At 39.8% G+C, this 25,385-nt stretch carries 25 protein-coding genes and 1 tRNA gene; 13 read left to right on the forward strand and 13 right to left on the reverse strand.

Translation table 11 applies throughout. From position 1 onward, the window contains the following. Positions 1–16 precede the first annotated feature (16 nt). From tyrA to HEMROJRC1_RS00540, 9 genes are all read right to left on the reverse strand, one after another. Positions 17–1,141 carry a bifunctional chorismate mutase/prephenate dehydrogenase gene (tyrA, locus tag HEMROJRC1_RS00505; protein WP_226691131.1) on the reverse strand — a complete coding sequence of 375 codons (1,125 nt, stop codon included), beginning with the start codon at positions 1,139–1,141 and terminating at the stop codon, positions 17–19. An 87-nt stretch (positions 1,142–1,228) separates the two neighbouring features. Beyond that, positions 1,229–2,149 (reverse strand): tRNA pseudouridine(55) synthase TruB, encoded by a 921-nt coding sequence (gene truB, locus HEMROJRC1_RS00510; protein ID WP_226691132.1) that lies wholly within the window; start codon positions 2,147–2,149, stop codon positions 1,229–1,231. Beyond that, entirely contained in the window at positions 2,149–2,535 is a 387-nt protein-coding gene (gene rbfA / locus HEMROJRC1_RS00515) for a 30S ribosome-binding factor RbfA (protein WP_226691133.1), read from the reverse strand. The genes truB and rbfA overlap by 1 nt, the downstream gene beginning before the upstream one ends. Before the next feature lie 355 nt (positions 2,536–2,890). Further along, on the reverse strand, positions 2,891–5,404 hold the full coding sequence (gene infB / locus HEMROJRC1_RS00520) for a translation initiation factor IF-2 (RefSeq protein ID WP_226691134.1): 2,514 nt from the start codon (positions 5,402–5,404) through the stop codon (positions 2,891–2,893). 12 nt (positions 5,405–5,416) lie between these two features. Further along, positions 5,417–6,904: a transcription termination factor NusA gene (gene nusA, locus HEMROJRC1_RS00525; protein ID WP_226691135.1), complete on the reverse strand. Its 1,488-nt coding sequence runs from the start codon at positions 6,902–6,904 to the stop codon at positions 5,417–5,419. An 18-nt stretch (positions 6,905–6,922) separates the two neighbouring features. Then, a complete protein-coding gene (rimP, locus tag HEMROJRC1_RS00530; RefSeq protein ID WP_226692889.1) occupies positions 6,923–7,378 on the reverse strand; it encodes a ribosome maturation factor RimP in 456 nt (151 codons plus the stop codon). A gap of 159 nt (positions 7,379–7,537) precedes the next feature. Further along, positions 7,538–7,614, reverse strand: a tRNA-Met gene (locus tag HEMROJRC1_RS00535). A gap of 97 nt (positions 7,615–7,711) precedes the next feature. Then, on the reverse strand, positions 7,712–7,846 hold the full coding sequence (locus tag HEMROJRC1_RS10865; protein ID WP_255618213.1) for a hypothetical protein: 135 nt from the start codon (positions 7,844–7,846) through the stop codon (positions 7,712–7,714). After that, on the reverse strand, positions 7,846–8,586 hold the full coding sequence (locus tag HEMROJRC1_RS00540; protein ID WP_226691136.1) for an RIO1 family regulatory kinase/ATPase: 741 nt from the start codon (positions 8,584–8,586) through the stop codon (positions 7,846–7,848). The genes HEMROJRC1_RS10865 and HEMROJRC1_RS00540 overlap by 1 nt, the downstream gene beginning before the upstream one ends. Positions 8,587–8,660: 74 nt before the next feature. Here HEMROJRC1_RS00540 and HEMROJRC1_RS00545 point away from each other — a divergent pair, with 74 nt between their 5' ends. After that, complete coding sequence (locus tag HEMROJRC1_RS00545; protein ID WP_226691137.1) at positions 8,661–9,224, forward strand: DUF1439 domain-containing protein; 564 nt, start codon at positions 8,661–8,663, stop codon at positions 9,222–9,224. A gap of 32 nt (positions 9,225–9,256) precedes the next feature. On the opposite strand, the gene qseC is transcribed toward HEMROJRC1_RS00545, so the two are convergent. The 3 genes from qseC to HEMROJRC1_RS00560 form a co-directional block, all read right to left on the reverse strand. Beyond that, positions 9,257–10,609: a quorum sensing histidine kinase QseC gene (gene qseC, locus HEMROJRC1_RS00550; RefSeq protein WP_226691138.1), complete on the reverse strand. Its 1,353-nt coding sequence runs from the start codon at positions 10,607–10,609 to the stop codon at positions 9,257–9,259. Continuing rightward, complete coding sequence (locus HEMROJRC1_RS00555; RefSeq protein ID WP_226691139.1) at positions 10,599–11,267, reverse strand: response regulator; 669 nt, start codon at positions 11,265–11,267, stop codon at positions 10,599–10,601. The genes qseC and HEMROJRC1_RS00555 overlap by 11 nt, the downstream gene beginning before the upstream one ends. Positions 11,268–11,332: 65 nt before the next feature. Continuing rightward, positions 11,333–11,704, reverse strand: coding sequence for a YgiW/YdeI family stress tolerance OB fold protein (locus tag HEMROJRC1_RS00560; protein ID WP_226691140.1), 372 nt, complete (start codon positions 11,702–11,704; stop codon positions 11,333–11,335). A gap of 245 nt (positions 11,705–11,949) precedes the next feature. On the opposite strand from HEMROJRC1_RS00560, the gene HEMROJRC1_RS00565 reads away from it, so the two are divergent. Then, positions 11,950–12,360, forward strand: coding sequence for an adhesin (locus HEMROJRC1_RS00565; protein ID WP_226691141.1), 411 nt, complete (start codon positions 11,950–11,952; stop codon positions 12,358–12,360). 100 nt (positions 12,361–12,460) lie between these two features. On the opposite strand, the gene thrS is transcribed toward HEMROJRC1_RS00565, so the two are convergent. After that, on the reverse strand, positions 12,461–14,392 hold the full coding sequence (gene thrS / locus HEMROJRC1_RS00570; RefSeq protein ID WP_226691142.1) for a threonine--tRNA ligase: 1,932 nt from the start codon (positions 14,390–14,392) through the stop codon (positions 12,461–12,463). Between the two features lie 271 nt (positions 14,393–14,663). On the opposite strand from thrS, the gene HEMROJRC1_RS00575 reads away from it, so the two are divergent. From HEMROJRC1_RS00575 to trpA, 11 genes are all read left to right on the forward strand, one after another. After that, a complete protein-coding gene (locus tag HEMROJRC1_RS00575) occupies positions 14,664–15,248 on the forward strand; it encodes an FMN-dependent NADH-azoreductase (protein WP_226691143.1) in 585 nt (194 codons plus the stop codon). A 147-nt stretch (positions 15,249–15,395) separates the two neighbouring features. Further along, positions 15,396–15,698: a helix-turn-helix domain-containing protein gene (locus HEMROJRC1_RS00580; RefSeq protein WP_226691144.1), complete on the forward strand. Its 303-nt coding sequence runs from the start codon at positions 15,396–15,398 to the stop codon at positions 15,696–15,698. Beyond that, the gene (locus HEMROJRC1_RS00585) at positions 15,698–16,978 is read left to right on the forward strand and encodes a type II toxin-antitoxin system HipA family toxin (protein ID WP_226691145.1); all 1,281 of its coding nucleotides are present in this window, start codon (positions 15,698–15,700) and stop codon (positions 16,976–16,978) included. Before HEMROJRC1_RS00580 ends, HEMROJRC1_RS00585 begins: the two co-directional genes overlap by 1 nt. Positions 16,979–17,057: 79 nt before the next feature. Further along, positions 17,058–18,605, forward strand: a complete 1,548-nt coding sequence (trpE, locus tag HEMROJRC1_RS00590) for an anthranilate synthase component I (RefSeq protein ID WP_226691146.1) — start codon at positions 17,058–17,060, stop codon at positions 18,603–18,605. A gap of 10 nt (positions 18,606–18,615) precedes the next feature. Next, positions 18,616–19,197, forward strand: a complete 582-nt coding sequence (locus HEMROJRC1_RS00595) for an aminodeoxychorismate/anthranilate synthase component II (protein WP_226691147.1) — start codon at positions 18,616–18,618, stop codon at positions 19,195–19,197. A gap of 58 nt (positions 19,198–19,255) precedes the next feature. Continuing rightward, a complete protein-coding gene (locus HEMROJRC1_RS00600; protein ID WP_226691148.1) occupies positions 19,256–19,642 on the forward strand; it encodes a tautomerase family protein in 387 nt (128 codons plus the stop codon). 43 nt (positions 19,643–19,685) lie between these two features. Beyond that, positions 19,686–20,687 carry an anthranilate phosphoribosyltransferase gene (gene trpD / locus HEMROJRC1_RS00605; protein WP_226691149.1) on the forward strand — a complete coding sequence of 334 codons (1,002 nt, stop codon included), beginning with the start codon at positions 19,686–19,688 and terminating at the stop codon, positions 20,685–20,687. A 57-nt stretch (positions 20,688–20,744) separates the two neighbouring features. Next, complete coding sequence (gene trpCF, locus HEMROJRC1_RS00610) at positions 20,745–22,175, forward strand: bifunctional indole-3-glycerol-phosphate synthase TrpC/phosphoribosylanthranilate isomerase TrpF (protein WP_226691150.1); 1,431 nt, start codon at positions 20,745–20,747, stop codon at positions 22,173–22,175. An 87-nt stretch (positions 22,176–22,262) separates the two neighbouring features. Continuing rightward, positions 22,263–23,021 (forward strand): SDR family oxidoreductase, encoded by a 759-nt coding sequence (locus tag HEMROJRC1_RS00615; protein ID WP_226691151.1) that lies wholly within the window; start codon positions 22,263–22,265, stop codon positions 23,019–23,021. Positions 23,022–23,039: 18 nt separating this feature from the next. Next, complete coding sequence (gene trpB / locus HEMROJRC1_RS00620; protein ID WP_226691152.1) at positions 23,040–24,236, forward strand: tryptophan synthase subunit beta; 1,197 nt, start codon at positions 23,040–23,042, stop codon at positions 24,234–24,236. Further along, entirely contained in the window at positions 24,236–25,042 is an 807-nt protein-coding gene (gene trpA, locus HEMROJRC1_RS00625) for a tryptophan synthase subunit alpha (protein ID WP_226692890.1), read from the forward strand. The genes trpB and trpA overlap by 1 nt, the downstream gene beginning before the upstream one ends. Positions 25,043–25,385 lie beyond the last annotated feature (343 nt).

Raw genomic sequence — 25,385 nt, forward strand, 5'->3', positions numbered from 1 at the left:
ATCCTATGAATTGATACTACCCTTGCTTCAAATCATGTGCTTGTTGAAGTAATTGACGGCTTTCTTGTAAGAATTGTTCGGAATACTCACCAAACCATTCCCGTACTTCATGGAACGTATCAATAAAGCCTTGACGATCGCCGTTTTCAAAGAATTTCAACGCATCATCATAGGTTTGTTTAAGACTTTCAATTACCTCTAAATTCTCCGTTTTATCAAAAATAATATCGGCGTAAAGTTCAGCATCTTGAGCGAATAAACGACCGATCATTGCAAGTTCTAAACGATAAATTGGTGAAGATAACGCAAGTAAATGACGGAGATTAACCGGCTGTTTTGAAAGGTGTAAACCATTGGCAAAAGTAGAAAAATGGCGTAGCGCTTGAACATAGGTCATATTATGATCGTGTTCGGCTGCATCGGTTTCATAGATTTTTGCTCCCCAAATTTGAATTTGTTCCAGTAGCCATTCGCAATCTTCAGGAAAACGTCCATTACAACGTACTACAACTTGTTTTGCCATACTGGTGATATCCGGTCCAAACATTGGATGCAACCCAACTACCGCCCCCTCATGCACTTCTAACATTTTCGCAAGCGGTTCACGTTTTACTGAGGTTAAATCCGCAAGCAACATATTTTTAGTGAGATGCGGTTTTAAGCGTTCAATGACTTCTAAAGTATTGGCGATAGGTACTGAAACAATTACCGCATCCGCATTAGCAAGAATACGATCGGCAACATCCCAATCATCACGATCTAAAATAGAAATCGGATAACCTGAAGCACGCAAATAGCGGGCAAATAATGCTCCTAGCTTACCATTCCCTCCAACAATGACAATTTTTTGAATTTCGGGGTTAACTGTTTTAAAGCCGAATTGATTTTCGTTGGTATAGGATTCGCGCATAAAACGGCGTAATACATCTTCGATAAGATCCGGCGAAATACCGGCTTTTTCCGCCTCTAAACGACGGGCTTGTAGCATTGCCATTTCTCGCTCGGGAGCATAAATGGGAAGACCTTGTTGATGTTTGACTTTACCGACTTGAGAGACTAACTCAAGACGTTTGGCAAAAAGTTGGATGAGTTCGCGATCAAGCGAATCAATATTGGTACGTAAATCGTTAAGTGCTTCCATAATCCACCTGTAATTATTTTTTTACATTAATTGTAATAATTTAATTACAGGTGAGATTACTGGAATTTTTATTGAAAGGCAAATAATTTATGCAGGTTGTGTGACTAAACGCTGTGGGCGGATAATGCAACCGTCAATCAATGCCACACCAAGGAATAAATTCTCATCAGAAAATAACCGCACTTGACCTGTTAATCGCCGTTCATTATCAAATTTCACCCGCTGACCAAAACCAATAGCCCTACTCTGCTGTGCGTTGAGATATAAGGCGGGTAATTTGCTAACAGCGGTGTCAATCGGTAATAAATGACGATCAAGTTGTGTTAAATCTTGTTGCTCAGCAAGTTTTTGTAATTTATCCCAAGTCATCATATTTTCAGAAGGATAATCCGAAACTGCCGTACGGCGTAACATTATTACGTGCGCACCGCAACCTAATGCTTCGCCCAAATCATCTACCAATGTTCGAATATAAGTGCCTTTTGAACAATGTACTTCCAGTGTAAGATAAGGAGCCTTGTATTCAATAAATTTAAGCTCAAAAATAGTAATCGGACGGGCTTCACGTTCTACCACAATACCTTGACGGGCATATTCATAAAGCGGTTTACCTTTGTGTTTTAAAGCAGAAAACATCGTTGGAACTTGGAAAATATCACCGCGAAATCGATCAAGTGCGGTCAAAATTTGTGAAGTTTCTACATTGACCTCACGGATTTCGACTACTTGCCCTTCAGAATCCGAAGTATCGGTTCGTTCACCTAATTTTGCTGTGACGAGATAACGTTTATCTGCGTCTAATAAAAATTGAGAAAATTTTGTCGCTTCGCCTAAACAAATCGGCAACATTCCCGTTGCAAGCGGATCCAGTGCACCGGTATGTCCGGCTTTATTGGCTTGAAATAGGCGTTTCACCTTTTGCATAATATCGTTGGAAGACATACCTTGCGGCTTATCCAATAAAAACACGCCGTCAATATCACGTCCACGTTTACGCGGTCTCGACATTATTCGCCGTCCTCAACGTGTTTGCGTTCATCTTCACGCACAACATTTGTCACTAAATTTGACATTCTCATTCCTTCTACCAAGGATTGATCGTAGATAAAACGAATTTCAGGCACAATACGTAAACGCATTGCTTTACCCAATAATGTGCGAATATAAGGCGCGGCTTTTTCCAAACCTTTCATTCCCTGTGCGATAGCCGCTTCATTATGATCGAAAAGGAAAGTAACGAAAATTTTGGCGTAAGCCAAATCGCTTGATACTTCAACATCCGACACCGTTACCATTCCAATACGCGGATCTTTTACTTCACGTTGTAAAATTACCGCGATTTCTTTTTGAATTTCTTGTGCAACACGATCGCTACGTTTAAATTCTCTTGCCATTTTTTCTCCAAAAATAAAGGGCAAAAATGCCCAAAAACTCGGAGATTATATACTAAATCCCCTTAATTGCCTAATTGTCCATATCTTTAAGAATATTCTTTTTTCATCAAAAAATAAGTTTAATTTAAGATATTATCTTAAATTAGATTTAGAACTTAAAGATAAGTAAAGAAAAATCTTTAATTGTTTAATGCATAATCTATATATTTTATATGCAGATTGTTATTTGAGTTAGTTCTTTTAGAGGGATAGTTTTATATCTCCTCATACACAAAAGTATAATTATGAATAAAAAACGGTCAGCCTTTCTTCAATTCAAAAATTTCCGAAAAACTGACCGCTCTTTTGTCACTAATTAGATAGAACGTTTTACTTCAACCACTTCAAAGACTTCGATTTGATCGCCGACTTTTACATCGTTGTAGTTTTTCACGCCGATGCCGCATTCCATATTGCTGCGCACTTCGGAAACGTCATCTTTGAAACGGCGTAGAGATTCAAGTTCACCTTCAAAGATAACGACGTTATCACGTAATACACGGATTGGATTGTTACGTTTTACAATACCTTCCGTTACCATACAACCTGCGATAGCACCGAATTTCGGATGGCGGAATACATCACGCACTTCAGCTAAGCCGATAATTTCTTGTTTGAATTCAGGCTCAAGCATACCGCTCATTGCCGCTTTGATTTCATTCAACAATTCATAGATGATCGAGTAGTAACGTAAATCAATGTTTTCCGTTTCGATTACGCGACGCGCTGAAGCATCCGCACGGACGTTAAAGCCTACGATGATCGCATTGGAAGCTGCTGCTAGGGTTGCATCCGTTTCTGTGATACCACCAACACCGGAGCCCACAACTTTCACTTTTACTTCGTCTGTTGAAAGTTCATTTAGAGCCTGAACAATCGCTTCCACAGAGCCTTGAACGTCCGCTTTTACGATGACATTCAATTCTGCTACATCACCTTCCGCCATATTGCTGAACATATTTTCAAGTTTCGCTTTTTGCTGACGGGCAAGTTTCACTTCGCGGAATTTACCTTGACGATACAACGCTACTTCACGGGCTTTTTTCTCGTCACGTACAACGGTTGCTTCATCACCGGCTGCCGGCACTCCGGAAAGCCCTAACACTTCCACCGGAATGGATGGACCGGCTTCTTCGATTTCTTTACCGTTTTCATCACGCATTGCACGTACACGACCGTATTCAAAACCACAAAGTACAATATCACCTTTGCGTAATGTGCCGGATTGAACCAAGATTGTGGCAACAGGGCCGCGACCTTTATCAAGATAAGATTCGATCACAACGCCGCTTGCCATACCGTCCTTAACTGCCGTCAATTCAAGAACTTCCGATTGAAGTAAGATGGCATCTAATAATTCGTCGATTCCAAGACCTTTTTTCGCAGAAACCGGCACGAATTGTACATCACCACCGAATTTTTCCGAAATCACTTCGTGTTGAAGTAATTCTTGTTCTACACGATCAGGATTGGCTTCCGGCTTATCAATTTTATTCACGGCAACCACTAAAGGCGCACCCGCCGCCTTGGCGTGTTGAATGGCTTCAATGGTTTGTGGCATCACACCATCATCTGCTGCAACGACAAGTACCACGATATCTGTTGCTTTCGCACCACGTGCACGCATAGAAGTAAATGCCGCATGTCCCGGAGTATCTAAGAAGGTGATCATTTTTCCGTCATCCATTTCTACATGGTACGCACCAATGTGCTGGGTAATTCCCCCTGCTTCACCTGCCGCCACTTTTGCTTTACGAATGTAGTCAAGCAAGGAGGTTTTACCGTGGTCAACGTGTCCCATAATCGTTACAACCGGCGCACGTGTTACTTTTTCTGCATTCACATCGCGATCACCCAATACCGCTTCTTCAAGTTCGTTTTCATTGCGAAGGATAACTTTATGACCAAATTCTTCCGCCACTAACTGTGCGGTTTCTTGATCAAGTACTTGGTTAATGGTTACCATTTCGCCCATTTTCATCATCATTTTGATGATTTCTGTCGCTTTGATTGCCATCTTATTTGAAAGCTCGGCAACAGTAATGGTTTCGCCAATGACAACATCCGCTTTTACGACTTGCACAGGTTTGGTAAAGGCTTGTTGTAATGTGCCGCCTTTCTTGCCATTTTTACCCTTAGTTAATTTTTTGCGGTTAGATTCACGTTCATTTCTGGTGTTTTTACTATTTTCGTCATCACGTCCTTTTTTCGATTTTGCAACCTTATTTTTACCGCGACCACGATTTTCATTACGGCGATTTTCTTCATCTTCCGCTTCAAGCGCATATTTTGAACTTAAGTTGTAATCCGTATAATCTTCAGAAGAAGACTCATTACTTACATTGTCGTCTTCTGCATAACGTTTCACTTCTTCCGCTGCTTTACGTGCTTGTTCTTCCGCTTTTTGGCGTGCTAATTCATCTGCTTTACGGCGAAGCTCCGCTTCTTCCGCTTTGCGTTTTTCTTTTTCAACATCAACAGATTTAGGCTTAGAATTGACCGCACTTTGAGCCGGTTTTTCCGCAGCCTTAGCCTTTTCTACCTCGGCTTTTTCCGCTGCAATTTTTGCTTCCTCGGCGCGGGCTTTATCTTCAGCCGCTTTCTTTTCTGCCGCTTGTTTTGCTTCGGCTTCTTGCTGTGCTTTTAATTTTGCCGCTTCTTCCGCTTTTTGTGCTTGATCTGTTTTTACAGTACGTTTTTTACGCACTTCAACTTGAACGGTTTTGCTTTTTCCTGCCGTCGTTGTCGCACTTACCGTTGTTTTGGTTCTACGTTGAATACTTAGTTTCTTCGGCGCTTCCGCATCCGCTTTTTTTACTTCATCAGTCATTATAAATTCTCCTTATTCTTCGCCAAACCAACAGATATTACGTGCTGTCATAATTAAATCGGCGGCTTGTTCCGCAGTTAATTCTTCAATATCCGCTAAATCATCAACGCCTTGCTCTGCGAGTTCTTCAAGTGTCGTGATTTGTTTTTCCGCCAATTTGAATGCTACGTGGCGGTTCATGCCTTCTAAATTTAATAAACGATCTTCAATATTCGCTTTTCTTAATGCTTCTTCTTCCGCAACCGCTGCTGCTGTAATCGCATTTTTCGCACGGGTTTGAAGTTCTTCCACTAAATCTTCGTCTTCTAACCCATCAATTGCCGTTAATTCGCTCACAGACACATAAGCGATTTCCTCTAGATTGGTAAAGCCTTCCTCCACGAGAATTTGTGCAAATTCTTCATCAAGCTCTAATGCATTCATAAATAAGTTCAAGACCTTATTATCTTCTTCTTGATGTTTCGCATTAAGATCTTCTGTGGTCATCACATTTAACGCCCAGCCGGTTAATTGTGTCGCTAAACGAACGTTTTGACCGTTACGACCAATCGCCTGTGCAAGATTTGATGCATCTACTGCAATATCCATTGAGTGGTTATCTTCATCAACGATGATTGAGCTCACATCTGCCGGTGCCATGGCATTAATGACAAATTGTGCCGGGTTATCATCCCAAAGTACGATATCAACGCGCTCACCGCCGAGTTCATTGGTAATCGCTTGAACACGGGCACCGCGCATTCCCACACAGGCGCCGACAGGATCAATACGTTTATCATTAGATTTGACGGCAATTTTCGCACGAGAACCCGGATCACGTGCGGCCCCTCTAATTTCGATCATTTCTTCACCGATTTCTGGTACTTCAATACGGAATAATTCGATTAGCATTTCAGGTTTTGCACGGGTAATAAATAATTGTGCGGTTTTACTTTCAGGATTTACCTTATAAAGTACACCACGCACGCGATCGCCCGGACGGAAATTTTCACGTGGTAGCATATCTTCACGTAAAATAATCGCTTCCGCTTTATTGCCTAAATCTAAAATAATGTTGTCACGGTTCACTTTTTTCACCGTACCGGTCACAATTTTTCCTTCTTCGGAACGGAATTGCTCAACCACTTTTGCTCGTTCCGCTTCACGAATTTTAGTGCTGATGACTTGACGAGCCGTTTGCATTGCAATTCGATCAAATGCAATGGATTCAATTTGATCTTCTACATAGTCACCAAGCTGAATATTCGGATCTTCAAATTGTGCGGCTTCTAAAGTGATTTCCTTTGTCGGTACTTTTACTTCATCAACAACCAACCAACGGCGAAAAGTTTCAAATTCTCCGTTTTTAGGATTGATTGAAACGCGAATATCCGTTTCATATTCGTATTTTTTCTTTGTTGAAAGTGCAATTGCACTTTCTAATGCTTCAAAAATTTTTTCACGCGCTAATAGTTTTTCATTAGATACCGCTTCAGCAGCTAACAAGAGTTCTTTGCTCATTTTTTCCTTTTCTCCTTTTTAGAATTTTGCAACAACATTTGATTTTTGGATGTTACCGAAAACAAATGCTTGTTCTTGATCGTCAACTATTAACGTCAACATATCATTTTCAATACGTTCCAATTTTCCCTGCCATTTACGGCGATCCATCACAGGAATACGTAAATGAATAATAATTTCTTGACCGATGTAACGCTCATATTGTGCTAACGTAAATAATGGTCTATCTAACCCCGGAGATGACACTTCAAGGTTATATTTATCGGCAATCGGATCTTCAACATCCAAAATTGCACTCACCTGACGGCTGACGTCTGCACAATCGTCAACGGTTACCCCCCCTTCTTTATCAATAAATAAACGCACAGTCATAAAACGTCCCGTACGTTGACATTCAATGCCCCAAAGTTCACAGCCTAAGTCTTCCACTGTACTTTGTAGCATTTCTTGCAAATTTTGCTCTAATGTCGCCAATTTATGCTCCCATTTTGTTATTAGTAGCGGATAAAATCCGACTAACATTGAATTTTAGACGTAAAAAAAGGCTAGGTTCATTGAACCTAAGCCCAGTTTTTCTAAATTTCTCGTACAAAAAAACCCCAATTTTGGGGTTCTTTTTACTGAACTTGTTATTGGTTGCGGGGGCCGGATTTGAACCGACGGCCTTCGGGTTATGAGCCCGACGAGCTACCAAGCTGCTCCACCCCGCGTCCGAAATATGGCGTGCATTATAGTGATTTAAGTCAAAAGATCAAGCATTTTCTTAAAAATCTAAAAAAAACACAAATTTTTGACCGCACTTTTCGTTTAAAAACCAAACCCGGTTCCAATTCCTAAACCAACACCTACACCATTACTGCCACCACCGGCACCTATTCCGCCACTTACGGAACACGCGCCCAATAATGCAGATATAGCGAAAACAAAGAGTATTTTTTTCATTATTTTTCCTTGTAAGGTAATAATTCAAATAAGCGATATATTCCAATTAAATCTTTTTTTGCCACAGGTTTAAATGGCAACAGTATATAATAAAGCCAACGAAAATACCTCAGATAATTCATCATCACCTTCCAATTTCTAGGATTACAATTCGCTTGATAATAATTCACCGTCTTTTTTATTAATGCATCAGAAACCGTGTCTTCACGACATAAGCTATCAAAGAAAAATAGTATATCGCGAGTGATTAACCAATCTTTATTTTGGCTTTTAGAACGCGATTCAAAATCCAGAAAAATAACCTTTCCTTCGTTCCAAATAATATCTCTTATCGCAGGACGCCCATGTACTAAACCTTTGTGATGTAACTTAATCAACGCTTGACTCGCATCAATAAGAACAGTGAGTTTTTTCTCTTCATCACAGGTTTTATCATCAACCCATTGGGAAATACTTCTTCCGGCATCTTCCATCACAAAAAAATTATTACCATGATAAACTACATTGGGAATCGGTGCATTTTGTTGGGTTAAATCCAACAGAATCTGTAACTCATTTGCAAAAGATTTTTTAGGCTTAGGTTTTAGAAGCCGCCAAATACCTGAAAGTTTTTCCGGTTGTTTAAGCCAATAATCTTTTCCTTCATAGCTAAATTTGTAAACCCGTTTTCCTTTTTGCTGTTCTAAAATACGATCAACATAAGTGCAAAACTCAGGTTTTATGTTAGAATCCGTCGCCATATCACTCCGGTATAGGTTTCATAAAACCGCATATTCTACGGGTTTATTTTCATCTTTCAACTTATAGGAATTTTATGAAAAAGCGAAATACGTTATTTTTTACCCTATTATTAGGATTTTCTGTTTTTTCTACCGCCCAAGCCTCACCTTTTAACATTAGTGAGAACCAAATTAATCAATACTTAGCTGAAAAAGGAAGGATTCAGGATAAATTGAGTTTTCCGGGGTTATTCTCATTAGACTATCAATTAAAAGAGCTTAGTACGAAAATTGGACGAACAACAGAAAAACGGGTTGAAATAAACGGTATTGCCGAGGGCTTATTTAAACTCGGAAGCAAACAATTTTCAACCAAATTAAATCTTACTTTTGACACAATTCCTTATTACGATCCGGAAAAAGGAGAAGTTTATTTGCGCGACTTACGTATTTTACGCTGGTCCGGCGAGCCAAACGAATACATGGAACAATTACAGATTGCAATGCCGTTTTTAAGCCAAAGTATCGCTGCATTGCTTTCCAATGTGCCCGTTTACACGCTTGATGATACCAATGTGAGAGATGTTTTAATCAAGAAATTTGCCAAAGGCATTAAAATAGAACCGGGTGCATTAGAACTTGAAGCTAATATACTGTAATTTCAAAAAGGCGTATTTTAAATACGCCTTTGTTACAACAAGACTGTAGCCCTAAATCCGATAATATTCTCGGAATCTATCACATTTTCTAACCGCACTTTATAGTGATGTAATTCTGCAATTCTAAATACGATAGATAGCCCCAAACCACTTCCCTTTTCGTTTTGCCCTGCGGGGCGATAAAAGCGTTGTCCCAATTGCGCCAGTGATTCTGTGGCAACACCATCGCCGTTATCTTCAACAATAACGGAATATTTAGATAAAATAATTTTTATTGTCGCCCCTTTATGACAATATTTTATGCCGTTATCGATTAAATTTCTTAACATTTGAGCAATAAGAATAGGTTGTCCACAATGGTTTTGAGGAATACCCCGTTTTTCAAATGATAGCTCAATGTTGCGTTTTTGTGCATTAAAATAAAGATCACTAATTAAAGAGGAAATCATTTCCTCCCATTTTATAGGTTGTAAATCAATAAGAGCTTCTACATTATCCAGTCGGGACAAAATTAAAAGTTGCTCAATTAACTGGCTTGCACGATCAATGCCTTGCGTAAGGTGAGAAAGCGCCTGATCACGCATTACTTTATCATCATCGGCAAGTTGTGCAATTTCGGTTTGAATACGTAATGCGGCTAAGGGGCTACGTAATTCATGCGCGGCATCCGAGGTAAAACGACGCTCTCTTTGTAACATTGTTGAAGTGCGGTCAAAAAATTGATTCAAATTTTCCACCAATGGTAAAATTTCCGTTGGTACGTTAGATGTGTCCAGTAAAGAGAAATCATCTGCTTTACGCTTCAATACTTCACGACTTAAATGATTAATCGGTTTCAAGGTTTTTTGAATCAAGAAAAAAACAACAATTAATAAAACAGGCAAGCTGGCAAACCAAATCATCGTTTGTCCTAACACCATTTCATTAACGAGTTCTTCACGAAATTCAACTTCTTGTCCCACGGCAATGCGTAATTCACCATTTGCAACGGGAAGCCAATAAATTCGCCATTCATCATTATCATTTGCCATATAACCGGAACTAAAACCAACTTTATTATCAAAGATAAAATTATCGCCGTTACCCCCATCCGTTAAAAGGCGTTTTCCTGTGTTTGAGAATATCGCAAAAGCGAGGGCGTCATCATCATAATGACGTTTTAATGGTTTAAAACCACCACGATGAAATTCAGTGTTATCTAATAAAATATTACGTAAATCTGACATCGCAAGGCGTTCGGCAAACAATATCTGCTGCGCATCAAAAACGTCGTTTGCTTCTTTGCGAACTTCTATCCAAGCGACAACGGTCGCAATTATCCAAACGATAAATGCGGTTAAAAACAGTCCGCTTATTAAACGAAATTTAAGGCTTTTATTTATCACAATCTTGCCCTAGAGCATAACCCACACCGTGAACAGTACGGATAAAATGTTTACCCAATTTTTTACGTAAATTATAAATATGAACATCCAGTGCCGTTGTGCTGATTTCTTCCTCCCAAGTGGATAACTTTTCTTCAATGGTTAAACGGGAAAGGACGCGAGTTTTGTTCAACATAAACAGTTCTAACAGTTTATACTCTCGGCTTGTTAACGAAACGACCTCGGAATAAAGTTTAACAACACGTTGATTGGGATCTAACTGAACACCCGAATGTTCAATAATAGCAGATGAATGGCCGTGGCTGCGTCTAATCAACGCTTGTAGGCGCGCCACGACTTCAGCCAAAGCAAAAGGCTTACACAAATAATCATCGGCTCCGTTTTGCAATCCTTCTACCCGCTCATCTAAAGTCCCTCTCGCTGTCAAAATAAGCACCGGTATGGTTTGATTATTCGCACGCCATTGTTGTAACACGGTCAAACCATCCATTTGAGGTAAAGTAAGATCAAGCACTACCGCATCGTAAGGTGCGGAATCCAGTGCTTTCAATCCGGTTTTTCCATCCTTAAACCAATCCACCGAAAACCCTGATTTAGATAACCCTATTTGCAAACCGTTCCCGATTAACATATCGTCTTCAATGAGTAAAATTCGCATAAATTTGACCGCTCTTTTAAAACAAAATGGTGAGCAAAATTAATCTGCTCACCATTTTGGAATCATTAATTCGCTTTTTCTACGCTAAATACTTCAACTTCTGCTTTTTCAAACGCTTCATTATCAAGTTTACCGGTGATACGAATTTTATCTTCCGGTCCAACATTTAAACCGTTCCATACACGGTTTTTAATTTCAATTTTAATACGTGCCGTGCCATCATTAAAAAGATATTCGTCATCATCAATTTGTTGAGTAATATTACCCACTAATGTCACAATGCTATTGTCTTTTGCAGATAACGCTTGTTTTACACTAATCGGCGATGTCGCACCCTGTTGAAATCCGCCTTTTGCACTACTAGTATTACCGTTGAAACCGGCAAATGCAGTTGAAGTTGAGATAGCTAAAATGGCTGCTAATGTTAATTTTTTCATAAAATTTCCCTCTTAAATGATATTAGTGTTAGATTAAGTGTTTTCAAAGCATCGTTGCCTTTGAGAAGTATTAAACGATATAAATCTTAAGGAAAAGTTAAGAAACCAATACTTTTTCTAAAAAACTTTACCTCCTTTTTTCACTTAAGATTTTATCATAGTTTTCCTCTTATTCCTTCTCACACCTCACTAAACTTTATGTTATGATGCTGTAAATTTTTAATAGTCCAACAGGAGATTTCTTTATGAAAACCAGCAAACTTCTTCTTTCTTCAATGCTTACCGCCACTGTTTTCTTTACATCTCAAGCTTATGCTAAGTTTACACAAGAAGATGCTCAAACAATGCACGAACAAACTAAAAAGGAACGTAAGGTGCAATATATTTGCCAAGGAAAACAAAAAGTAACGGTAACTTACGGTTTTAACCAGCAAAACTTACCGACCTTTGCTCAAGCAAACGTAAATGGAAAGCTACGTTTTATGCCAATAAATTTATATCGTAGCGATAACACCGGAACAGTTTTTGGTGATGAAAATAATTTCAGCTTAATGGCTTCCGGCGATGCTTTAACATTAAAAAATTACAAAAAATTACCAATGATGATACAAACCCCTGCTAGTGAAATTGTTTATAAAAACTGCAAAGCAAAATAGATAAAAAGGACTGAATCCGATGTCATATGGAAAACAGTCCTTATATCTTGTGAGTTTTTATTTTATCGCACACAAAGTGCGGTCATTTTTGAACGTATTTTTATTCTTCATTCAACAATTTTAATTCGCGATTTCTCACTTGTTTTTTCAATATTTCCGCAAATTCTTCCACTGTGAATGTGCCTAAATCCGTGCCCTTACGGGTACGTATTGCCACTTTGCCCTCAGCGATTTCTTTATCACCACAAACAAGCATATACGGAACACGACGTAACGTATGCTCACGAATCTTGAAGCCAACTTTTTCATTGCGAAGATCCGCTTTCACACGTAAACCGGCATTAGATAAGGTTTTCACGACTTGTTGTACGTAATCGGCTTGACTATCGGTGATGTTCATCACTACCGCTTGGGTCGGTGCCAACCACGCTGGGAAGAAACCGGCATATTCTTCGGTAATAATACCAATGAAACGCTCAATTGATCCTAAAATCGCACGGTGAATCATCACTGGGGTTTTACGAGCGTTATCCTCTGCCACGTAAGTTGCATCTAGCCGTTCCGGTAATGCAAAATCTAATTGAACCGTACCGCATTGCCATTCCCGACCTAAACTATCACGCAATGCAAACTCGATTTTGGGTCCATAAAACGCCCCCTCACCTTCTTGAATTTCATATTCAAGCCCGTTATGAGCTAATGCTGCGGCCAAGCCGGCTTCTGCACGATCCCACATCGCATCTTCACCAATACGGTTTTCAGGGCGGGTTGAAAGTTTCACATAAATATCGGTGAAACCAAAAGTGCTGTAAATGTCATAAACCATTTTTATACAGCTGGTCACTTCACTTTCAATTTGATCTTCCGTACAGAAAATATGTGCATCATCTTGAGTAAAGCCACGTACACGCATTAAGCCGTGTAATGAACCTGATGGCTCATTGCGGTGGCAAGAACCGAATTCAGCCATACGGATCGGCAAATCACGGTATGATTTTAAACCTTGATTGAAGATTTGAACGTGTCCCGGACAGTTCATCGGCTTGATCGCATATTCACGATTTTCCGATTGGGTGGTGAACATTAAATCCGCATAATTTTGCCAGTGGCCGGTACGTTCCCAAAGCACTCTGTCCATCATAAACGGACCTTTCACTTCTTGGTAATCGTACTCTTTTAATTTAGTACGTACAAAGGTTTCAAGCTCACGGAAAATCGTCCAACCGTCATTGTGCCAAAACACCATACCCGGTGCTTCTTCTTGCATATGGTATAAATCTAACGCTTTACCGATACGGCGATGATCCCGTTTTGCCGCTTCTTCTAAGCGTGTCAAATATTCGCTTAATTGTTTTTTATCCGCCCAAGCCGTACCATAGATACGTTGTAACATTTTATTTTTGCTGTCTCCACGCCAGTACGCGCCAGCCACTTTTTGTAATTTAAAGTGGTGGCAGAAACGCATATTCGGTACGTGAGGGCCACGACACATATCAATATATTCTTCGTGATGATATAACGCAGGCGTGGCTGTACGCTCAATATTTTCATCTAAAATCGCCATTTTGTACGGCTCACCACGTTTTTCAAAAGTATCACGCGCTTCTTGCCAGCTGACTCGTTTTTTCACGACATCATAGTTGGTTTTTGCCAATTCCAACATACGTTTTTCTATCGCATCTAAATCTTCTTGAGTTAAGGAACGATCTAAATCAACATCATAGTAAAAGCCGTTTTCAATCGTTGGACCGATTGCCATTTTCACATTCGGGAATAACTGTTTTATTGCATGACCAAGTAAATGAGCGCAAGAATGGCGAATGATTTCTAAACCGTCCTCGTCTTTTGCGGTAATAATTTCAAGGTTTGCATCTTGATCAATGATATCGCAAGCATCGCGACGCTCACCGTTTACACGACCGGCAATAGTGGCTTTAGCAAGTCCCGCACCAATATCTTGTGCTACTTCAAGCACCGAAACAGGACGATCAAATTGACGTTGAGAACCGTCAGGTAAAGTAATAATTGGCATAATGTTTCCTTATACAGTGGTCACCCATACGAAAGGTGACATGTTCGTTTTAAAAATTCTGTAAAAAATAACCGCACTTGGTTTCATTCCTACCATTGAATGGGCAAAAGTGCGGTCGCGGATTTTATCACTTTATTAGGTGCTTGTTAAATGGAAAACAAAGTCAACCTTTTCTTAAAAGGAAATAATGTTTTTCTCTTTCTCTACTTTATCCTGTAAAAATAAACGATAGAATGCACGCACTTTTATATCGTTTTAAGAAAGGAAAATTATGAGTAATGTATTAGTTTTAAAATCAAGCATTTTGGCAGAAAATTCACAAAGTAATAAATTGGTTGATTATGTCGTTGAACAATTGCAAGGCAACAAAATCATCGTTCGTGATTTAGCTCAAAACCCACTTCCCCACTTTGATGCAACGGCTGCAGTCGCCGTTCGTGGCGAGCCCCAAACAAAAGAAGAAAAACAACTTCTTGCAATTTCCGATGAATTGGTCTCTGAATTAAAAAATGCCGATACGATTGTCATTGGCGCGCCAATGTATAACCTAAACATTCCAACCCAATTAAAAAGCTATTTTGATTTTATTGCTCGCCCTCGTGTCACTTTTCAATATATGGCAAACGGTCCTGAAGGTTTACTGAAAAACAAAAAAGCCATCGTATTATGTGCATTTGGCGGATTATATGATGAGGAAAATCTCGTCACGCAATATATGAAGGCGATTTTAGGCTTTGTAGGCATTACCGATATAAAATTTGTGTATGCGCAAGGCATTGGATTAGGTGCAGAATCTACAGAAAAAGCGTTACATTCCGCAAAAGTAAAAATTAACGATATTTTGACCGCACTTTAATTTTTCTTCTCCGAAAGCCATCTTTAAGGTGGTTTTCTTTTTATCCCATTCAAGGTATAAATATTACACTATCCCACTAAAGGGATATTTCTTGATTTATCCCTCAAGAGGTATAGAATGTAGAATATACTTCATGAGGGATAAAATATGATCATTACAAGCCCAAAAATGCTTTCTCACGTTATTCGTGAATTTCGTTATAAAGATAATATATCTCAGACAGACATTGCCAAGCAGGTCGGAATCAAGCAAGCGACAGTGTCAAACTTTGAAAACTCACCGGAAAGTACAAAAATTGAAACGTTATTCAAAATTCTGGCAGCATTAGAATTAGAATTAGTTGTTCAACCTCGTCCTACATTACTAAAACATTCCTCCCTAGGTGGTCATAATTTTATTGAAGAACCAAATGCAACTTATAACAGTGATGATGACGGAGAAATTTGGTGATGGATAATTCAATACTTAATGTTGCAATGAACGGTATTTTAGTCGGTCAGTGGCGACGTTTAAAAAATGGAGCTACTGAATTTCAATATGCCGAAAAATGGCTTTCGTCTATCCGATCCCGGCCTATTTCGCTTTCATTGCCACTTTCATCAAAAATTTATCGTGGTGATGAAGTATATAATTTTTTTGATAATTTATTACCTGATAACGAACATATTCGCTCTCGTATTCAGCAACGTTTTCAAACCAATACGAAAACACCCTTTGATTTGCTTTCCGCAATCGGGCAAGACTGTGTAGGCGCAATACAACTTTATCAGTACAACACGCATTTTGTAAAAACAGTGTATGCTGAACCATTGTCTAAATTTGATATTGAAAACACACTAAAAAATTACCGCACTTTTCCACTTGGAATGGAACTCCAAGAGGATTTCCGTATATCCATTGCCGGAGCACAAGAAAAAACAGCGTTACTTAATCGTGATGGGCAATGGATGCGTCCTTTGCACACCACTCCAACCAGTCATATCTTTAAATTACCGATAGGAATGGTGGCTCAAAATCAACTCGATCTTTCCAACAGTTGTGAAAATGAATGGCTTTGCCTAAGAATTATGCAAGTTCTCGGATTAAAAGTCCCTTTTTCCGCTATTGAGCATTTTGGGGAAATTAAAACGTTAATTGTCGAACGTTTTGATCGCCGCTGGTCTGAAGATAGAAAATGGCTTATTCGATTGCCACAAGAAGACATGTGCCAAGCATTAAATATAGCCCCAGCCAGAAAGTATGAAAGTGATGGCGGTCCCGGTATTTTACAAATTATGCGATTATTAAGTGGTTCAGCAAATCCGAATGAAGATAGAAAACAATTCTTTAAAGCACAAATTGTCTTTTGGTTGCTTTGTGCTATTGATGGACATGCAAAAAATTTCAGTATTTTTTTAGAGCCCAAAGGACATTATCGTTTGACACCATTTTATGATGTCATATCCGCTTACCCTTTGATTGAAACGAAAGGATTAGCCAAGCAAAAAGTCAAAATGGCAATGGCTTGGTATGGTGAAAATAAACATTACTTGTGGGATAAAATTCAACTTCGTCATATTTTTGCTACTGCTAAATTGGCAGGTTTGGCTAAAACTGTCGTTGAAGATATTCTTCAAGAAATTTTGACTTGTTTACCGAAAATTGATCATATTGTAATCTCTCACCTACCAAATGAGGTGAGTGAACCGATTTTATTCGGTTTAAAAAAACAAGCTCAAAAAATTCAATAAAATATTTGTAAAATCTTTTCTTGACTTATTTGCATTGTACTAGTTTAATAGTGCAAAAGTTCTTACAAAGGATTTCATTATGCAACACAATGCTTTTATTGCCGTTACTACTCAACCCGTACCTTATCACGCAGATACCACTGCTATTTTTAACACGTTATGCCGCCATTCGAATACCCTTCTGCTTGACTCCGCTGAAATCGGCAGCAAAAATAGTTTACAAAGCCTTATATTGATTAATGCGGCGGTGAAAATTACTTGTTTAAGTCACAACGTCACATTTAAAGCATTAAATGCAAATGGTAAACAAGTGCTGGAAGAAATTTATCCGATTTTAACCGCACTTGGCAAAGTAAGTGCGGTCAGTTTTGACGATGAATTTTCGGTGAATTTCGCACCACCAAATAATCAACTTGATGAAGATAGCAAATTGCAATTCCCCACCATTTTTGATGGGCTACGTGTAATTTCCAATCTTTATCGGCACAGTAATACGCCTGTTTTCCTAGGTGGCTTGTTTGCTTATGATTTAGTTGCTAATTTTATTCCGATGAATGGCATTGTGCTTAAAGATGACGAAATTCATTGCCCCGATTACAGTTTCTATCTTGCAGAACACCTTATTACGATTGATCATCAAAACCAGCAAGCCACATTGAAAAGTTTCTGTTTCTCACAAGAAGAGCAAGTAAACGTATCAAAGACGGCACTTTCTATCGCACAAAAATTAAAAAATATTGATAATGTGCTTTCGATTAAACCTGCTGATGATGAAATTAAAACAAACTTTGAAGATCCCGAATTCATCAACATTGTGAAAGCATTAAAACACCATATTAATATCGGAGATGTTTTCCAGATCGTCCCCTCTCGCCGTTTTTCGATTGCTTGTCCGAACGCCCTTGCCGGTTATGCACGACTTAAACAAAATAATCCTAGTCCGTATATGTTCTATATGAATGATGAAGACTTTATTTTGTTTGGGGCATCGCCGGAAAGTGCACTCAAATATACGCCTGAAAATCGTCAGTTAGAAATTTACCCAATTGCCGGTTCACGTCCACGCGGATTTGACGCCCACGGCAATATCGATCCGGAATTAGATGCCCGATTAGAGCTTGAACTTCGTCTTGATCATAAAGAGCAAGCAGAACATTTAATGTTGGTCGATTTGGCTCGGAATGATATCGCTCGTGTTTGCCAAAGCGGCACACGTAAAGTCGCAGAATTAATGCAAGTTGATCGTTATTCTCACATTATGCACTTGGTTTCACGTGTAACGGGTAAACTTCGCCTAGAATTAGATGCGCTACACGCTTATCAAGCCTGTATGAATATGGGAACGCTTACCGGTGCGCCTAAAATCAAAGCAATGCAACTGATTTATCAATTTGAACAAAAAAAACGCCATAGTTACGGCGGTGCGGTGGGTTATCTCACTTCTGACGGAGGTTTTGATACCTGTATCGTTATTCGTTCCGCTTTTGTTCAAAACGGCATAGCCTATGTGCAAGCCGGCTGTGGCGAAGTATTAGATTCCGATCCGCAAATGGAAGCGGATGAAACCCGTCATAAAGCCGCAGCTGTGCTTAAAGCGATTCGACAAACCAACACACAAGCAAAATAAGGAATGTATGATGGCAAATATTCTTTTTTTAGATAATTTCGATTCCTTCACTTACAATTTAGCGGATCAATTCCGAGTGTTGGGACATCAAGTCAAAATTTATCGCAATGATTGCGATTTGAAAGTAGTTGTGGAAGCCGCATTGAATACACCGGAAACGATTCTTGCGCTTTCTCCCGGCCCCGGCTCACCGGCTGAAGCAGGGATTTTATTGCCGTTAATTGAACGTTTGAAAGATCATGTGCCAATTATCGGCATTTGTTTAGGGCACCAAGCCTTAATTCAAGCCTTTGGCGGAAAAGTTGTGCATGCCGGTGAAGTGTTACACGGAAAGGTTTCCAAAATCACTCACGATGGTAAAGCAATGTTTAAAAATTTGGCAAATCCAATGCCGGTCGCACGTTATCATTCTCTAATGGGACAGGATTTACCGGAAGAATTTATCGTCAATGCAGAATATAACGGTATCATTATGGCAATTCGCCACCGCGATTTACCAATCTGTGCATACCAATTCCATCCGGAAAGTATTTTAACCGTTCAAGGTTCACAACTACTACAGCAATCCATTGAATGGTTGTTGAATAGATAAAATTGAAATTTAAACATCAACGGCGAACCGAATTCGCCCATACATTAAGGAAAACAAAATGATCACTGTATTCGGACTTAAATCTAAACTTACCTCACGTCGAGAAATGTTGGCAGAAGTTATTTATAACAGCCTTTACTTAGGTTTAGACATTCCAAAAGGCAAACACGCTATTCGCTTTTTAGGTTTAGAAAAAGAAGATTTTTACTATCCTTTTGACCGTAGCGACGATTACACCGTCATTGAAATCAACTTAATGGCAGGCCGTATGGAAGGCACCAAAAAACGTTTAATAAAAATGTTATTTAGCGAATTGGAATACAAACTGGGTATTCGTGCCCATGATGTGGAAATTACTATCAAAGAGCAACCTGCGCACTGTTGGGGATTCCGAGGAATGACCGGTGATGAAGCACGGGATCTAGACTACGATATTTATGTTTAGCAGAGAAAGCGACGTCCAAAAATAATAAAATAAGGAACGAACTATGCAACACGACCAATTATTAGAACAGCTTTATACCGGAAATCAACTTTCAACTGAAGAAAGTACCGCACTTTTTAATGCCGTCATTCAAGGAAAACTCTCGAATGAGCAAATCGCAGCGATGCTTATCGCCTTAAAAGTACGCGATGCAACCATTGATGAAATTAGCGGAGCCGTAGCAGCTTCATTACAAAATGCCAAAATATTTCCACGCCCAACCTATCCTTTTGCGGATATTGTCGGCACAGGTGGAGACGGACAAAATACCATCAATATTTCCACCGCAAGTTGTATCACTGCGGCAGCAATGGACGTAAAAGTTGCCAAACACGGCAATCGTAGCGTTTCCAGCCAATCCGGTGCAAGTGATGTGTTGAGTGCTTTAGGCGTCAATGTAAATATGTCATCGGAAACCGCCCGCCAAGCTTTAGATGAAATCGGCGTATGTTTTTTGTTTGCACAGCAATATCATTCCGGCTTTCGTCACGTTGCACCGGTTCGAACCGCATTGAAAACACGCACGATCTTTAATATCCTCGGTCCATTAATTAATCCGGCACGTCCAAATTATAGCTTATTAGGTGTTTATGCACCCGAATTGGTGAAAACCTATGCGGATACAGCCCTAGCCCTTGGTCACGAACATACTTTTGTCGTCTATGGTTCGGGATTAGATGAAGTTGCGTTGCATGGTGAGACTCAAGTGGCGGAAGTGAAAAACGGAAGAGTTGATTACTTCACCCTAACACCGGAAGATTTCGGCTTAAAAACACAATCATTAGCAAGCCTACGCGGCGGTGAGCCACAAGAAAATGCCAAAATACTGACCGCACTCTTGCAAGGTAAAGGCAAAACGGAACACGCCAATGCCGTTGCAGCCAATACTGCATTATTATTAAAACTATTCGGACAAGAAGATCTCAAACAAAATACCCAAAATGTATTGGAAACTTTGGCGAGTGGTAAAGCATTTGAGACATTGCAAAAATTAGTGCAGTATTAATCATACAGTATATGGATTTGTAAATTAAAGCATTCCCCACAATTAAAAGGCAACATAATGATTATTCAAGATTTCTCAAAACCCATAGATTCCGCCACGGTGCTACAAAAAATCGTACTCGACAAAGCCATGTGGGTAAAAACGAAAGAAGCGGAATTTCCGTTAAGTGAATTTCAGCAAAACATCTCGAAATCCGACCGCTCTTTTTATGATGCCCTTGCTAAAGGTTCATATAAAAAGCCCGCTTATATTTTGGAATGTAAAAAAGCGTCACCATCAAAAGGCTTAATTCGTTCCGAATTCAATTTAACCGAAATCGCCAACGTATATAAACACTACGCCTCTGCGGTTTCCGTCCTTACCGATGAAAAATATTTTCAGGGCAGTTTTGAATTTCTGCCACAGGTACGCAATATCGTGCAACAACCTGTGTTGTGCAAAGATTTTATGATCAGCGAATATCAGGTTTATCTTGCCCGTTATTATCAGGCAGATGCTATTCTCTTAATGCTTTCCGTCGTAAACGATAATACTTACCAAATGTTGGCAGATCTTGCGCATTCTCTAGGGATGGGCGTACTAACAGAAACTGCAAATGAAAAGGAATTTGAACGAGCACTTGCGCTTGGTGCAAAAATTATCGGTGTAAATAATCGCAATTTGCACGATCTCAGTGTAGATTTGAACTGCATAGTAAAACTCACTGAAAAATATGCGGATCGTATTCCTGCAGACATTCGTATTATTAGCGAATCGGGTATCTATAATCATCATCAGATTCGTCAATTACAAAATGTGGCACACGGTTTTTTAATCGGTAGTAGCCTAATGGGAAACAAAGATCTCAATAACGCGGTTCGCGCCATCATATTCGGCGAAAACAAAGTATGCGGTTTAACACGAACACAAGATGTTAAAAACGCCTACGAAAATGGTGCGCTTTATGGGGGATTAATCTTCGCCGAACATTCAAAACGCTGTGTGAGCTTACGTCAAGCACAGGAATTAGTTACTGCTGCTCCACTTCGTTTTGTCGGTGTTTTTCAAAATCAAGAAATGGAGTTTATTGTAAAAATAGCCCAACAACTACAACTCTATGCGGTGCAATTACATGGTGATGAAAGCGCTGAATTTATCACAGCTCTTCGTACAAAATTGCCCGAATTTACCCAAATTTGGAAAGCGGTTTCAGTGAATTCGGAAGAAAAAAGTGCGGTCAATATTGTCGATGATCCAAATGTTGCGCGTTATATTTTTGACAGTCAAACTGCAAATCAACAAGGTGGCACGGGCAAAACCTTTGATTGGTCTTTAATTCCTGAAAATTTGAAACACAAAATTCTATTGGCTGGTGGCATTTCACCGGAAAATAGTGAACAAGCAATGCAGCAAAATTGCTTAGGCTTAGATCTTAATTCCGGTGTAGAAACCTCACCGGGTATCAAAGATGAAACCAAAGTGCGGTCGGTTTTTGAGAAAATTTTATAAACCAACGGCTAGTGCTTAATCAATCCAACATGTGCGAATGAAAATCTGATGAAATTTGACCGCACTTCACATTCATAAGGAGACAATATGTCTAGAATAGCGTTAGTAACCGGTGCCACAGCCGGCTTTGGAACGGCAATTTGCCGCACATTAATAGATGCAGACTATCGTGTTATTGGCACAGGACGCCGTACGGAACGTTTAGCCCTTCTTCACACCGAACTGGGCGAACAATTTCTTCCTCTCGCCTTTGATGTTTCTGATCGTATCGCAACACAACAAGCGATCCAATCGCTACCAAAGGAATGGCAAAAAATTGATTTACTGGTGAACAATGCAGGGCTTGCGCTGGGTTTGGAAACCGCAGACCAAGCAAATCTTGATGATTGGGAGAAAATGGTTGATACGAATATTAAAGGTTTAATTAATATAACCCGCTTTGTATTGCCTCAGATGGTGGAACGTAACACGGGACATATCATTAACTTAGGTTCAATTGCAGGTACTTACCCTTATCCGGGGGGAAATGTATATGGCGGAACGAAAGCCTTTGTTAAACAATTCAGTTTAAACTTACGGGCAGATCTCGCCGGTAAAAATATTCGTGTTTCCAATATTGAACCGGGACTTTGCGGCGGTACGGAATTTTCAAATGTCCGTTTTAAAGGCGATGATGAACGGGCCGAAAAACTTTATGAAAATGTGTCATACGTTACGCCACAAGATATTGCCAATATTGTGTTATGGCTCAACCAACAACCGGAACACGTAAACATCAATCGTATTGAAGTGATGCCGACCGCACAAACTTTCAATCCATTAAAAGTAACGAAAAACTCAAATTAAAAATAACAAGGAAACACAATGTCAGAGCCCATTCTAAATCCGTATTTCGGTGAATTTGGCGGTATGTATGTGCCGGAAATTCTAATACCGGTATTACAACAACTAGAAAAAGCCTTTGTGGAGGCGCAAGCCGATCCGCAATTTCAACAGGAATTTCAGGATTTGTTAAAAAATTATGCGGGCAGACCAACCGCACTTACTCTTTGCCGTAATCTGACCAAAGGCACGAAAGCAAAAATTTATCTTAAACGTGAAGATCTATTGCACGGCGGTGCCCATAAAACCAATCAAGTGCTTGGGCAAATCTTACTGGCGAAACGTATGGGAAAAACCCGTATTATCGCAGAAACAGGCGCGGGGCAGCACGGTGTAGCAACTGCTCTTGCCTGTGCGATGCTGGATATGCCTTGCCATGTTTATATGGGGGCAAAAGATGTGGAACGTCAATCACCAAATGTATTCCGTATGCGTTTAATGGGCGCAGAAGTCATTCCGGTGCAAAAAGGTTCTTGTTCGCTGAAAGACGCTTGTTGTGAAGCAATGCGTGATTGGTCTGCTAACTATGAAACCACCCACTATTTACTCGGTACGGCAGCAGGTCCTCACCCGTTCCCAACCATTGTTCGTGAATTTCAAAAAATGATTGGTGAAGAAACCAAACGCCAGATTTTGGAATGTGAAGGCCGATTGCCGGATGCGGTGATTGCCGCTGTTGGTGGAGGTTCAAATGCAATCGGTATGTTCACCGATTTTATTGATGAATCCAGCGTACGTTTAATCGGCGTAGAGCCTGCAGGTAAAGGCATTGAAACGGGTGAGCACGGCGCACCGCTAGGTCACGCTAAAGTCGGTATCTATTTCGGAATGAAATCACCACTTATGCAAACGCCGGATGGTCAGGTGGAAGAATCTTATTCTGTTTCTGCGGGTTTGGACTTCCCTTCCGTTGGCCCTCAGCACGCTTATTTACAAAGCATTGGACGTGCCGAATATCCTTCTATCACTGATGATGAAGCCCTAAATGCGTTCCAAGAACTTGCGAAACACGAAGGAATTATTCCGGCTCTTGAAAGCGCTCATGCGCTTGCTCAGGCATTAAAAATGATTCATCAAGAACCCAATAAAGAACAAATTCTTGTTGTGAATTTATCCGGTCGCGGTGATAAAGATATTTTCACCGTAGATAAGATTTTAACTGAAAAAGGAATGAAATGATGAGCCGTTTTGAAACTAAATTTACTTCGCTCCAAGCAAAAAATGAAGGAGCATTCGTTCCTTTTGTCACATTATGTGACCCAACATTCGACCGCTCTTTTGAAATTATTTGCACTTTAGTTGAAAATGGTGCGGATGCCTTAGAACTCGGTTTTCCATTTTCTGATCCGCTTTTAGACGGGCCGGTTATTCAGGCAGCAAACAATCGTGCATTGAATGCAGGTCATAGCACGGAAGATAGCTTTAAATTGATCGAAAAAGTGCGGTCAAAATATCCGGAGATTCCGATTAGTCTTCTTCTCTGTGCTAATCTTATTTTCGCAAAAGGTCTTGATAAGTTTTATCAACGTTGTGCTGAGGTGGGCGTAGATGCCGTACTTGTGGCGGATATTCCCCTGCTAGCAAAAAAGGATTACGTTCAAGCCGCCAAAAAATATGGCATTCGGCCGGTGTTTATTTGCCCTCCGAATGCAGATGAGAAAACAGTTCAAGGTGTGGCAAAAAATAGCGAAGGTTACACATATTTAGTTTCTCGTGCAGGTGTAACAAGTGCCGAAAATCAAGCGCATTCGACAAATTTAGATACGCTTATTGAACAACTGAAAGCGCATAATGCCCCCCCTATCTTGCAAGGATTCGGCATCGCACAACCTGCACAAGTAAAAGAAGCCTTAAAACTTGGAGCAGCGGGCGCAATTTCAGGTTCTGCAACCGTAAAAATTATTGAACGAAATTTGGATAATCATACAAAATGTTTATCTGAACTGGCTGAATTTGTTCAATCAATGAAAGCGGCGACAATCTAACTATCCATAAAAAAACCGCATATAAAACGTGCGGTTTTTCGTTTGATCTATAAAGCTCATCGTATTTAAACTGAGCTTACTTATGCAACCAAATTTCCAATAACAATCGGGTCGGATTTTCTAGGTGCTCTTTAATTGCTACTAAAAATTCAATGGATAATAGTTGTGATAAATAATGTCTTCGCTGCCAATCAATGCATTGACTTCCGAATAACATTTTAAGGCTTCGACCATCGCTTTTATGGAGAAAGAAATAAAGTTCGATCACACATCCTGTTGTTTTCAAATTGTTTGCGTAAATTCATAATTGCATATCTACTTCAAGTCGGGAGCATTACGGTGC

Source organism: Rodentibacter sp. JRC1 (assembly GCF_020521555.1).
Lineage (GTDB): Bacteria > Pseudomonadota > Gammaproteobacteria > Enterobacterales > Pasteurellaceae > Rodentibacter > Rodentibacter abscessus.